The 11,397-nt window shown below is 67.0% G+C and carries 13 protein-coding genes; 4 read left to right on the forward strand and 9 right to left on the reverse strand.

The window, feature by feature from the left end:
• Positions 1-517, forward strand: a 517-nt coding sequence (gene rsfS / locus ACP5M5_RS13690) for a ribosome silencing factor (RefSeq protein WP_427938254.1), incomplete at its 5' end; no start/stop codon positions are given.
• A 13-nt stretch (positions 518-530) separates the two neighbouring features.
• Here the strand turns inward: rsfS and ACP5M5_RS13695 are convergent.
• Genes ACP5M5_RS13695 through ACP5M5_RS13710 form a run of 4 tightly spaced genes read right to left on the reverse strand, consistent with a single transcriptional unit; the run spans position 531 to position 3,904 of the window.
• Entirely contained in the window at positions 531-1,052 is a 522-nt protein-coding gene (locus ACP5M5_RS13695) for a chromate transporter (RefSeq protein WP_427938256.1), read from the reverse strand.
• Entirely contained in the window at positions 1,049-1,600 is a 552-nt protein-coding gene (locus tag ACP5M5_RS13700; RefSeq protein WP_427938258.1) for a chromate transporter, read from the reverse strand. The genes ACP5M5_RS13695 and ACP5M5_RS13700 overlap by 4 nt, the downstream gene beginning before the upstream one ends.
• An 8-nt stretch (positions 1,601-1,608) precedes the next feature.
• Positions 1,609-3,129, reverse strand: a complete 1,521-nt coding sequence (locus ACP5M5_RS13705) for a UxaA family hydrolase (protein WP_427938260.1) — start codon at positions 3,127-3,129, stop codon at positions 1,609-1,611.
• A 7-nt stretch (positions 3,130-3,136) separates the two neighbouring features.
• On the reverse strand, positions 3,137-3,904 hold the full coding sequence (locus tag ACP5M5_RS13710; RefSeq protein ID WP_427938261.1) for an HpcH/HpaI aldolase family protein: 768 nt from the start codon (positions 3,902-3,904) through the stop codon (positions 3,137-3,139).
• A 75-nt stretch (positions 3,905-3,979) separates the two neighbouring features.
• Between ACP5M5_RS13710 and ACP5M5_RS13715 the strand changes: the two genes are divergently transcribed.
• Complete coding sequence (locus ACP5M5_RS13715) at positions 3,980-5,365, forward strand: FAD-binding oxidoreductase (RefSeq protein ID WP_427938263.1); 1,386 nt, start codon at positions 3,980-3,982, stop codon at positions 5,363-5,365.
• A 22-nt stretch (positions 5,366-5,387) separates the two neighbouring features.
• Here ACP5M5_RS13715 and ACP5M5_RS13720 read toward each other — a convergent pair whose 3' ends face one another.
• From ACP5M5_RS13720 to ACP5M5_RS13740, 5 genes are all read right to left on the reverse strand, one after another.
• A complete protein-coding gene (locus tag ACP5M5_RS13720) occupies positions 5,388-5,765 on the reverse strand; it encodes a VOC family protein (RefSeq protein WP_427938264.1) in 378 nt (125 codons plus the stop codon).
• Positions 5,765-6,508 carry a glucose 1-dehydrogenase gene (locus ACP5M5_RS13725; RefSeq protein ID WP_427938266.1) on the reverse strand — a complete coding sequence of 248 codons (744 nt, stop codon included), beginning with the start codon at positions 6,506-6,508 and terminating at the stop codon, positions 5,765-5,767. The genes ACP5M5_RS13720 and ACP5M5_RS13725 overlap by 1 nt, the downstream gene beginning before the upstream one ends.
• A 285-nt stretch (positions 6,509-6,793) precedes the next feature.
• The gene (locus tag ACP5M5_RS13730; protein WP_114913814.1) at positions 6,794-7,153 is read right to left on the reverse strand and encodes a carboxymuconolactone decarboxylase family protein; all 360 of its coding nucleotides are present in this window, start codon (positions 7,151-7,153) and stop codon (positions 6,794-6,796) included.
• A gap of 67 nt (positions 7,154-7,220) precedes the next feature.
• Complete coding sequence (locus tag ACP5M5_RS13735; RefSeq protein WP_427938268.1) at positions 7,221-8,714, reverse strand: amidase; 1,494 nt, start codon at positions 8,712-8,714, stop codon at positions 7,221-7,223.
• Between the two features lie 5 nt (positions 8,715-8,719).
• The gene (locus ACP5M5_RS13740) at positions 8,720-10,318 is read right to left on the reverse strand and encodes a gamma-glutamyltransferase family protein (RefSeq protein WP_427938269.1); all 1,599 of its coding nucleotides are present in this window, start codon (positions 10,316-10,318) and stop codon (positions 8,720-8,722) included.
• A gap of 85 nt (positions 10,319-10,403) precedes the next feature.
• Here ACP5M5_RS13740 and ACP5M5_RS13745 point away from each other — a divergent pair, with 85 nt between their 5' ends.
• Together ACP5M5_RS13745 and bluB are read left to right on the forward strand one after the other, a co-directional pair.
• Positions 10,404-10,739: a tRNA-binding protein gene (locus tag ACP5M5_RS13745; protein WP_427938271.1), complete on the forward strand. Its 336-nt coding sequence runs from the start codon at positions 10,404-10,406 to the stop codon at positions 10,737-10,739.
• Positions 10,736-11,383 carry a 5,6-dimethylbenzimidazole synthase gene (gene bluB, locus ACP5M5_RS13750; protein ID WP_427938272.1) on the forward strand — a complete coding sequence of 216 codons (648 nt, stop codon included), beginning with the start codon at positions 10,736-10,738 and terminating at the stop codon, positions 11,381-11,383. Before ACP5M5_RS13745 ends, bluB begins: the two co-directional genes overlap by 4 nt.
• Positions 11,384-11,397 lie beyond the last annotated feature (14 nt).

Genomic DNA, 11,397 nt, shown 5'->3' on the forward strand with positions numbered 1-11,397 from the left:
CCCATCCCCCACCGCCCGCCGCGCCAGCGCCAGCCCGCGCAAAGCCGCGACCCTCGCCAAGCCCGCCGCCAAAGGCAAAGCCACTGGAAGCGCAACGCAGGCCAAGCCCGCCGCCGCCGGCAAACCGGCGCCGCGCCGCGCGCCCCGGCCGCGCCGCGCCGACATCGATCTCGACCGGCTGAGCGCCCTCATTACGGCGAGCCTCGAGGACGACAAGGCGGAGGATATCGTCACCCTCGATCTCGCCGGCCGCGCCGCCTTCGCCGAACGGATGATCATCGCGACCGGCCTCGCTGACCGCCAGATCGAGGCGATGGCTGCCCATCTCGCCGAGAAGCTGCGCGCCGCCGGGCTGAAGCGAGTGCCGGTCGAGGGCGCCGGCGGCGCCGATTGGGTGCTGCTCGATGCCGGTGACATCATCGTCCATCTCTTCAAGCCGGACGCCCGCCGCCTTTATAATCTCGAAAAAATGTGGGGCAGCGATCTCGACGGGCCGGAGGTCAGCCTGGTGCCCTGAGTGCTGCGGCGGATCACACCAGCCCGAGCACGCCCGCGAGCGCGCTCAGGGCAAGAAACCAGAGCGGGTTGAAGCGCGTCATGAGCGTCGCGACGGTGACGAGCGCGGTGATCAGGGCTGCGAGCGGGCCGCGCGCCGTCCCCGCCGCGATCACCGCGGCACCCGCGCCGACCAGCCCGACCGTCACCGGCACCAGGGCTGCCTGAATCCAATGCCGCCAGCGTGCTTCGCGAAACCGCCACCAGAGGCCGGCGATGGTGAAGGTGAGCAGCGAGGAGGGAAGACAAAGCCCGATCGTTGCGGCAAGCGCGCCGCCGAGCCCGGCGACCCGCCAGCCGATCAGCGTCGCGACCAGCATGTTCGGCCCCGGCGCCGCCTGCGCCAGGGCGTAGAGGGCAATGAAATCACGCGACGCAAGCCAGTGATGCACGCTCACGACCTGGCGCTGCATTTCCGGCAGGATGGTGTTGCCGCCGCCGAACGCGAGCGGCGAGAGCGCGGCGAAGGTGAGGAAAAGCGCGAGCACGAGCGTCATCGCGCCCGCCGCGCGACGATCAGCCCGAGCCCGGCGCCGATCGCGAGGATCAGAAACAGCGGCGCGCGGAAGATCGCGGCGGCGCACCAGACCAAGGCGGCGAGGGCGAGCGCCGCCGGCCGGCGGCGCAGCGGCCAGGCAATTTTCGCTGCCGTCGCCAGAATGAGCCCCGAGGCGCCGGCGGCGAGGCCATGGAACAGGTGCTGGACGAGGGCGAGATCGCCATAACGGGTGTAAAGGGCGCCAAGCCCGATGACGATCGCCATCGGCGCCAGCATCAGCCCGGCGAACGCCGCCAAGGCCCCGCGCCAGCCGCCGAAGCGGGCCCCGAGCGCGACCGAAAGATTGATCACGTTCGGCCCCGGCAGGAACTGGCACAGAGCGAGAAGATCGTTGAAGGCGGCGGCGTCCAGCCAGCCGCGCCGCTCGACCACCATCCGCCGCGCCCAGGGCAACACGCCGCCGAAGCCGCTTATGCCGATCCCGAGAAAGCCGTGAAAGAGATCGACGTTGCTGACGGCGGCCGGCTCTTCGGGAGGGAGGGGCAACGGACCCGCTACATCGTCGCGCCGATCTGCCAGGGGGCGAATTCGGCGGCGCCGAAATCGAATTGCTCGCTTTTGGTCTTCTCGCCAGAAGCGACCCGCAGGATGAGGTCGAAAATGCGCTGGCCACATTCGACAACCGTCTCGGCGCCGTCGAGCACGCTGCCGCAATTGACGTCCATGTCGTCTTCCATGCGGCGGAACATCGGCGTGTTGGTGGCAAGCTTGATCGAGGGCGCCGGCTTGCAGCCGAAAACACTGCCGCGCCCGGTGGTGAAGCAAACGAGATTGGCGCCACCCGCGACCTGCCCAGTCGCCGCCACCGGATCATAGCCGGGGGTGTCCATGAACACGAAGCCCGACGCGGTCACCGGCTCGGCATAGCGCACCACGTCTACCAGGTTGGTGCTGCCCGCCTTGGCCATCGCGCCCAAGGATTTTTCGAGGATGGTGGTGAGCCCGCCGGCCTTGTTGCCGGGCGACGGATTGGCATCCATCTCGGCGCCCTCGCGCGCCGTGTACTCCTCCCACCAGCGCATCAAGGCGACCAGTTTTTCTCCGACCTCGCGCGAGACGGCGCGGCGGGTCAAGAGATGCTCGGCGCCGTAGGTCTCGGGCGTCTCCGAGAGAATGACGGTGCCGCCGTGGCGCACCACGAGATCACTCGCGGCGCCAAGGGCGGGGTTCGCGGAAATGCCAGAATACCCATCCGAGCCGCCGCATTGGAGTGCGATCTTGAGCGCGCTCGCGGGAACGCTCTCGCGCCGCGCCTGGTTGGCTTCGGCCAGCACCTCTCGCACAAAATCGATGCCAGCGGCCACCGTGCGGCGGGTGCCCCCCATGGTCTGGATGTCCATCGCCTTGAGCCGGCCGGCGAGACGCTGCTCCTCCATCAGCCCGCCGATCTGGTTCACCTCGCAGCCGAGCCCGAGCACGATGACATGCGAGAAATTCGGATGCCGGGCATAGCCGCCGAGGGTGCGCCGGAGCAGTGCCAGCGGCTCCTTCTGGGTCATGCCGCAGCCGGTCTTGTGGGTGAGTGCGACGACGCCATCGACATGAGGAAAATCGGCGAGCGGATCGTCGCCGGTGAACGGATTGCGGCGGAAAGCGTCAGCGACCATCGCCGCGACATGCGCCGAGCAATTCACCGAGGTCAGGATGCCGATATAGTTGCGCGTCGCGATCGCGCCATCGGGGCGGCGGATGCCTTGAAAGCGCGCCGGTGGGTCGATCATCTCGGTCGGGCGGGCATCGACGCCATAGGCATAATCGCGGGCGAAATCGCCCATGCCGCAATTCTGAGTATGGACATGCTGGCCGGGGGCGATGTCGCGGGTCGCAAAACCGATGATCTGGCCATAACGCCTGACCGGCTCGCCCACCGCATGGGCGCGGATCGCGACCTTGTGGCCGGCGGGAATGCGTTCGCTGGTGGTGACGCCGTCCGCGACCGGGGTTCCGGGCAGCAGGGCGACGCGGGCAATCACCACGCTGTCCTCGGGCGAGAGGCGAATGATGGGAAGGGTCATGGCGGCCTCACGACGCGGCTTCGCGCACCGCCAAAACCGCCGCGCGCGCTGCTTGGAACATCAGCCCCGAATCATTGGCGATCGTTACCATCTTGAACCCCATCTCGATCATGCGGCGGGCATAGGCGGGGCTGAGATTATGGAGACCGGCGAAAATACCGCGTTTTTCGGTCTCGCGGATCAGGCGCTCATAGATGCGCAGGATTTCCGGCTCCTCGCGATCGAGCTTTGGCGGCAGGCCGAGCGAGAAGCCGAGATCGCTCGGGCCAATATAGATCGCATCGATCCCCGGGACATCGAGGATCGCCTCGAGATTGTCGAGCGCCTGCTGCGTTTCGATCATCGGGATGCAGAGCGTCTCTTGATTGGCGGTCGATTGATAGGAACTCATTACGCCATAGGGGGCGGCGCGGATCGGGCCATTGCTGCGCGCGCCATCGGGCGGATATTTCGCAGCGCGGATGAAGGCGCGCGCTTCATCGGCGGTGTTGATCATCGGGCAGATGACGCCATAGGCGCCGCCATCGAGCACCTTGCCGATGATCCCCGGCTCGTTCCACGGCACCCGCACCATCGGCAGCGGCGGATGTTTCTCCATCGCTTGAAAGCAGGCGATCATCGAAAGATAATCCTGCACACCATGCTGGAGATCGACGGTGACGCTGTCCCAACCGGCCTGGGCCATCACCTCGGCGGAAAAGGCCGAGGGAATCGCAAGCCAGCCATTGACCGTCGCCTTGCCCTGCCGCCACTGCTCTTTCAACCGGTTTGCCATGCTGTTTTCCTCCGTCTCGGGAAAGGCTAGGCTTGGCATCCCAATGCGTCAATTCAACAGATGGGTGGAACGCCGATGACCGATGATGCCGTAAGCCGGGTGATCCATGAGGCCGAGGCTTGGCTCGGCCCACGTCTGTCGCGCAACCTGGCGCTCCGCGAGCAGCACGCCCATGGCGAGGACACTAACCCGCCAGTTTTGCCCGATGCCGTCGCCTTCATCGAAACCACCGAAGAGGCGGCGCGGCTGCTTGCGCTCTGCAACGCGGCGCGCGTTCCGGTCGTGCCGTTCGGTGCCGGCACCTCGCTCGAAGGCCATGTGACGCCGGTGCGCGGCGGCATTTCGCTCGATCTTTCGCGCATGACTCGGATTCTCGAGGTCAATGCCGCCGATCTCGATTGCCGCGTCGAGGCCGGCGTCACGCGCCAGCAGCTCAATGCCCATTTACGCGACCAGGGGATGTTTTTCCCGGTCGATCCTGGCAGCGAATGCACGCTCGGCGGCATGTGCGCAACCCGCGCCTCCGGCACCAACGCCGTGCGCTATGGCACCATTCGCGAAAACACCCTCGGCCTCACCGTCGCGCTCGCTGATGGGCGGGTGATCAAAACCGGTGGGCGGGTGCGCAAATCGTCGACCGGCTATGATCTGACGCGGCTTTTCATCGGCTCGGAGGGAACCCTCGGCGTGATCACCGAGATCACGCTCAAGCTCTCGGGCATTCCCGAAGCGATGGCGGCGGCGATCTGCCAGTTCGACGATCTCGCCGGCGCCGTCGAGACCGTGATTACGGTCATCCAGGCCGGCATCCCCGTCGCCCGCATCGAATTGCTCGATGACGACGCGATCGGCGCGGCGATTTCTTATTCGAAACTCACCGGTTTGGCGCGGCGGCCGACCCTGTTTTTCGAGTTTCACGGCAGCCACGCCTCGGCCCGCGAACAGGCCGAGCAGGCCGAAGCGATCGCGCGCGAAAATGGCGGCGCCGGGTTTCGCTGGGCGCTCGCCGAGGAGGAGCGGGCGCATCTGTGGAAAGCCCGCCATGACCTCTATTGGGCCGGGCTTGCGCTCAAGCCAGGGTATTTCGGCGTGACGACAGACGCCATCGTGCCGATCTCGAAACTGGCCGAAGCGGTGCTCGGCGCGAAGGAGGATATTCTCGCCTCCGGCCTCACTGCCCCGATCGTCGGCCATGTCGGGGACGGCAATTTCCACACCGTGATCCTGATCCCGAAAGACGACCCGGAAGCGCTAGCGCGCGCCTGGGCGCTCGATCGCCAGATCGTCGGCCGCGCGCTCGCGCTCGGCGGCTCGTGCAGCGGCGAGCACGGGGTTGGCATCGGCAAGCGCGAATTCCTCGAGGCCGAGCACGGCGCCGAGGCGCTGGCGGTGATGCGCTCGCTGAAGACGGCGCTCGATCCGCACGGCATCCTCAATCCGGGAAAGATTTTTCTCAACTGAGGGGCTGAGCCGAAAGCGGCGATCAGGTTTGGCCGCCGCCGCAATAGGCTTCGAGACGATAGCCATCCGGGTCGATCACGAACGCGGCGTAATAGCCGGGCTCGTACTCCCGCTCGCCCGGCGCGCCATTGTCGCGCCCGCCGGCGTCCAGCGCCGCCCGGTAAAATGCCTCGACCGCCGCCCGGCTCGGGGCACGAAAACAGACATGGAGACCCGAGGCCGGATCGGGCGCGACCGGGCGCGCTGCCGCGACGATCCAGAACGCCGCGTCGTCATCGCCATAGCCTGCCGTGGTCTCGCTCCCGCGCAGATAGCGATAGCCGAGCGGCGCCAGCGCTGCGTCATAAAAGCGCCGGGAGGCGTCGAGATCGGCGACACCCAACGAGAGGTGGTCGATCATCACGCCGCCGTGAGGCCGCCATCGACCGCAAGCTCGGCGCCGGTGATGAAGGCGGCCTCGTCGGAGGCGAGATAGAGGATGGCACCGGCGACGTCTCGCGCGCTGCCGAGGCGTCCGAGCGGGGTTGCGCGGATCAGCCCGGCGCGGAGTTTTTCCGGGTCAGCGGCGCGGGCGAACATGCGCTCCAGCATCGGCGTTTCGGCAAACGACGGATGCACAGAGTTGCAGCGGATTTTATAGCCGGCCCGCGCGCATTGGAGGGCGACCGATTTCGTCAGCAGCCGCACCGCGCCCTTGCTCGCGCAATAAGCGGCGAGCTTCGGATCACCCACTAGCCCGGCAGCGGATGAGATATTGACGATGGCGCCGCCGCCGCTCTCGCGCATCGATCGCACCGCCTCGCGGCAGCCGAGAAACGTGCCCTCGGCATTGACCGCCATCGTTCGCCGCCAATCCGCGAGCGTCGCGTTCTCGATCGCGCCGCCGATCGCGATCCCGGCGGCATTGACCAGGATATCGACCCGCCCGAACGCCGCGCGGGCGGCGGCAAACGCTGCCTCCCAATCACTCTCGCTGGTGACGTCGAGCTTGATCGCGCGGCCCGGAAGCCCCGCGAGCCCAGCCTCATCGACGTCGGTTGCCACCACTGCGGCGCCCTCGGCGGCAAACAACAACGCCGTCTCCCGGCCAATCCCCGACGCCGCGCCAGTGATGAGGGCGATTTTTCCCGCAAGTCTTGTCATGACATTTCCTCACACATAGAAAAAATGTTCTTTTTTGAAAAAAAGAACCAAAAAACTTTTATCTGTTGGGACAGTGCCGAAGGCACTGCCTTCCGCGGAAAATGCCACTATCAGAGAGCCGGAAGAAAGTCTTTTTGCTTCTTTTCCTACAGAAAAAGAAGGTCTTTTGCGCTATTGGCCAAGCCACGCCCGCCGCTCGCACGGCCTCCAGCGTCGCGGCGCCGGCCGGTCGCGCGAACGCTAACGCCAAAGCGAGGCCGGCAAGCAGACAGCGCCAGGCCGAACTCACGCCTTGGCAGCGGTTTTCGCCAGCATCTGATCGACCGCTTCCAGCGCCTCGGCGGCATACATCACCGAGGGGCCGGCCCCCATATAAATCGACATCGCCAGCGTCTCCGCCACCTGCTCGCGGGTCGCGCCATGCTTGACCGCGCCTTCGGCGTGATAGGCGATGCAGGGCGCGCAGCGCGTCGCAACGCCGATCGCGAGCGCGATCAGCTCCTTGGTTTTGTGGTCGAGCCCATCGCCGCCATGCGCCGCCTGCGCCATGTCGGAAAACGCTTTCAGCGTCTCCGGCGCCGCTTTGCGCAGATCGCGCACCGCGCCGTTCATGTTGTTGATCAGAGCCAGCCAGTCCTCAACCATGCTTTCTCTCCCTGCGCGAACGATCCCAGTCACATACCAGGGCCGCGGGCGCCATCCTTAATCCAAATCAAGCGAAACCGAGAAATCCCGCCGCCGCGCGGAGTGGCGGGGCGGCTTTGAGGGCGGCGATGTCGGGGACCGGGCGCGCGGTGCGGGGATCAGCGGCGAGCGCCCGCTCGAGCGCTTGCGCGACGGCGAGCACCAGCGCGTCGCCGCCGCGCGGGCCGATGATCTGGAGACCAAACGGCATGCCGGCGTGATCGCGCCCGAGCGGCAGCGACAGCGCCGGGTGTCCCGCGAGCGTGACGGCATAGGCCAGCGCGAGCCAATGAAAGTAATTTTTCGTCGGCCGGCCATCGATCTCGGCGGGATAAAGCTCACGCCAGGAGCGCGGGCTGATCGTCAGCGTCGGTGTCAGAATGATGTCGTGATCGCGGAAAAAATCCTGCCAGCGACGATAAAGCTCGGTTTGCAGGAGTTCGGCGCGGGCGACGTCGGCGGCGCTGTAGGCCAGCCCCTCGGCGACATTGGCGCGCACATTAGGGCCGACATCGTCTGGCCGCTGCTCGGCCTTTTCGCGATGGGCGGCGACGAAATTAACGGCCCGCAGGATCGCGAAAGCCTCGTCGGCACCGGCGCAATTCGGCGTCGTATCCTCGGCACGGGCGAAAATGCTGCGAAACAGCGCGGTTTTTTCGGAAAATACCGTCGCGATGTGGCGCTCGGTGGGCGCAAAGCCGAGATCGGCGGTGAGGGCGACACGAAGACCGGCGAGATCGATCGCCGGCGGGGGAAAATAATCGCGGCCTTGGCGCGTCTCGCGCCCATGCACCGTGTAAGCGAGCGGGTCGCCCGCGTCGTCCGAGACCATCGCCGAGAGCATCAGCGCGAGATCGCCGACATTGCGCGCCATCGGCCCGAGCACGCCGAGCGGCGACCAGCCGAGGCCGCGCTTTTCGTTCGCAACCAGGCCGGGCGAGGGGCGGAAGCCGACGATGCCGCAAAATCCCGCCGGGTTGCGCAAGCTGCCGCCCATGTCGGACCCCGAGGCCAGCGGCACCATTCCGGTCGCCAGCGCCACCGCCGAGCCGCCGGAGGAGCCGGCGGCGGATTTCTGCGGATCGAAGGGATTGCCGGTGGCGCCATAGACGGCGTTGCGGGTATTGGCGCCGGCGCCCCATTCCGGCGTGTTGGTCTTGCCGAGCACGATCGCGCCGGCCGAGCGTAAGGCCGCGACCATGCGGCAATCCCGCGCCGGCACATGGTCGCGATAGATCGGGCTGCCATAGGTGGTGCGGAGATCCGCCGTCTCCTCGAGATCCTTGATCCCGACCGGAAGGCCATGCAGCGGCCCCAGCGCGTCGCCACGCATCACCGCGGCCTCGGCGTCGCGGGCCGAAGCGCGGGCGCGTTCGAAATCACGCGCGACCATGGCGTTGACGGCGTGATCGACCGCTTCGATCCGCGCGATACAGCTTTCGATGAGTTCGACCGGCGAGAGTTTTTTCGCGCCGATCAGCGCCCGGGCTTCGGTTGCCGGGAGGTCACAGGCTTCGCTCATGCTGCTCAATACCCCAATGCCAGCCCGTCTTTGCGCGGATCGGAGCCACCGATCAGCACGCCGCGGGCGCGGTCGATCATGATTGCCTGGCCGCCGCCGAGCGGGCGCTCGATCCGGCTCGGCTGATGGCCGAGGGCGGCGAGGCGGGTGGCGAGAGCCTCGGGAATGCCGCGCTCGAGGTCGAGCCGCCCGGCTTGCGGGAAGAAGCGCGCGAGATCGAGCGCTTCTTGAATGTCGAGGCCATAGTCGAAGAGATTGCTCAAGAGGAGGCTCTGACCCATCGGCTGGAAATGCCCGCCCATGACGCCAAACGGCATCACCGCCGCGCCATCCTTGGTCAGCATGCCGGGGATGATGGTGTGCATCGGCCGCTTGTTCGGTGCGATGCAGTTGGGATGGCCGCGCTGGAGCCTAAAGCCAAGGCCACGATTATGCAGCATGACCCCAGATTTTTCGGCGAGAATGCCCGAGCCAAAGCTCTGATAGAGCGAGTTGATCAGGCTGCAGGCATTGCCGTCGCGATCGACGACGCAAAGATAAACCGTGTCGGGATGGCGCGGCAGTTCGCTTTCGCCCGCCGCCGGCAGATCCGCCATCGCCCGCTTGGGGTCGATCAGGGCGCGCAGGCGAGCGAGATAGGCGGCGCTGGTGAGATGCGCGACCGGCACATCGGCCTGCGCGGGGTCGGCGAGGAAGGCATCGCGATCGCGATAGACCAGCCGCGCTGCCTCCGTGTGGCGATGGACGCGCGCGAGGCCGAGCGGCCCCTCAGGGTCGGCGGGGAATCCGTCAAGGAGACCCATCAGCATCAGCACCAGAAGCCCCGAACCATTGGGCGGGCATTGCCATATTTCATAGCCGCGCCAGGCGGCGTGGATCGGGGTCACGAATTCCGCCCCGGTGAGCCCTGCGGCGAAATCGCTCATCTCATGGTGCCCGCCATGGGCGCGGAGTGTCGCCACCAAGTCTTGCGCGATCTCGCCCTCGTAAAAAGCGCGGGCGCCATGGCGGGCAATAGCGCGCAAGGTCGCGGCCAACGCTGGCTGGCGGAACATCGTCCCCGGCGCCGGCGCCGTGCCATTGGGGAGAAAGGCGTTGGCGCCGGTTACGCGGAGTTTTTCCGCCGCATCCGCCCAATCGGCGGCGACGCGGGGCGCGACCGGATGCCCCTCCTCGGCGAAGCGGATCGCCGGACGCAGCAACTCGTCGAGCCCTTTGCTGCCGTGCGCGGCAAGCAACGTCTCCCAAGCGGCGACGGCGCCGGGGATGGTGACGGCGTGCGGCGAGTGATCGGGGAGGGTGGTGAGGTTCTGGCTCTCGAAAAAATCGATGTCCGCTGCCGCCGGGGCGCGGCCGGAGCCGTTCAGCGCCACCACGCGCCCGCTGCCCGCCGGCGCGTAGAGGCAAAAGCAATCGCCGCCGATCCCGGTCGAATGCGGCTCGATCACGCCGAGGACGGCGACGGCGGCGATCGCGGCATCGAGCGCATTGCCGCCGGCGCGCAGGATGTCGAGCGCGGTGAGCGTTGCCGCCGGCATCGAGGTCGCCGCCATGCCGGCGGTGGCATAGACCGGGCTTCGCCCCGGCAGATGAAAATCGCGCATCGTTTCTCCCTCGCGCACGTGATCGGCAAAGAGGCTATATAAAGCGGGACCGGTGGCGCGGAAACCGGAGCGGAGGAGCAAGGCCATGAACGCGACCAGCGAGGATTTCGAGCGGCTCGATATCCGTCTCGGCACGGTGATCGACGCCAAGCCGTTCCCCGAGGCGATAAAACCCGCGTTTCGGCTATGGATCGATTTCGGGCCGGAGATCGGCGTCAAGCGTTCTTCGGCGCAGATCACGGTGCATTACCATCTCGATCAGTTGATTGGCCGGCAAGTGCTGGCGGTGGTGAATTTCCCGCCCCGGCGCATCGGCCCCTTCGAAAGCGAGGTGCTGACGCTCGGCCTACCCGACGCAGAAGGCGCGGTCGTGTTGGTGCGCCCCGACTTCAAGCTGCCGGATGGGGCGCGGCTGTTTTGAGCGGCGCCGATACCACCGGGTTCGATGACGCGTTTCGCACGACCCTGGCGCAGCTTTTCGTGCTGCGGCGCGATGTGCGGCGTTTTCGGCCCGATCCGCTGCCGGCGGGTACGCTCGAGCGGCTGCTCGAGGTTGCCAGCCTCGCCCCCTCGGTCGGGCTCAGTGAGCCGTGGCGCTTCGTTATCGTCACCGACCCCGCCCGCCGCGCCGCCGTCCGCGCGAATTTCGAAGCCTGCAACCAGGCGGCGCTTGCCGGCTATGGCGGCGAGCGGGCAGCACTTTATGCCCGGCTCAAGCTCGCCGGAATCGATGTCGCGCCGGTGCAGTTCGCGGCCTTTTCCGACCGCGCGACCGAGCAGGGCGCCGGCCTCGGCCGCCAGACCATGCCCGAGATGGCGGAATATTCAGTGGTGGCGGCGATCCACACACTCTGGCTCGCCGCCCGCGCCGAGGGGATCGGCCTCGGCTGGGTTTCCATTCTCGATCCCGCCGCGGTTGCCGCCAGTCTCGACGTGCCGGCGGCATGGCGGCTGGTCGGCTATTTCTGCCTCGGTTGGCCGGAAAGCGAGAGCACGCTCCCCGAACTGCAACGGCTCGGCTGGGCTGGCCGCGCGCCGTCGTCTCAACACATACTAAAACGTTAATTATTATATCGAAA

The organism is Acidibrevibacterium sp., from assembly GCF_049965395.1.
GTDB classification, from domain to species: Bacteria; Pseudomonadota; Alphaproteobacteria; order Acetobacterales; family Acetobacteraceae; genus Acidibrevibacterium; species Acidibrevibacterium fodinaquatile.

Coding starts and splice junctions, on each gene's coding strand:
- ACP5M5_RS13740 (WP_427938269.1), bottom strand. CDS start 10,318: ATGCGCGATTTTCATCTGCCGGGGCGAAGCCCGGTCTATGCCACCGCC.
- ACP5M5_RS13720 (WP_427938264.1), bottom strand. CDS start 5,765: ATGATCGACCACCTCTCGTTGGGTGTCGCCGATCTCGACGCCTCCCGG.
- ACP5M5_RS13710 (WP_427938261.1), bottom strand. CDS start 3,904: ATGGCAAACCGGTTGAAAGAGCAGTGGCGGCAGGGCAAGGCGACGGTC.
- ACP5M5_RS13735 (WP_427938268.1), bottom strand. CDS start 8,714: ATGAGCGAAGCCTGTGACCTCCCGGCAACCGAAGCCCGGGCGCTGATC.
- ACP5M5_RS13705 (WP_427938260.1), bottom strand. CDS start 3,129: ATGACCCTTCCCATCATTCGCCTCTCGCCCGAGGACAGCGTGGTGATT.
- ACP5M5_RS13725 (WP_427938266.1), bottom strand. CDS start 6,508: ATGACAAGACTTGCGGGAAAAATCGCCCTCATCACTGGCGCGGCGTCG.
- ACP5M5_RS13695 (WP_427938256.1), bottom strand. CDS start 1,052: ATGACGCTCGTGCTCGCGCTTTTCCTCACCTTCGCCGCGCTCTCGCCG.
- ACP5M5_RS13730 (WP_114913814.1), bottom strand. CDS start 7,153: ATGGTTGAGGACTGGCTGGCTCTGATCAACAACATGAACGGCGCGGTG.
- ACP5M5_RS13745 (WP_427938271.1), top strand. CDS start 10,404: ATGAACGCGACCAGCGAGGATTTCGAGCGGCTCGATATCCGTCTCGGC.
- ACP5M5_RS13715 (WP_427938263.1), top strand. CDS start 3,980: ATGACCGATGATGCCGTAAGCCGGGTGATCCATGAGGCCGAGGCTTGG.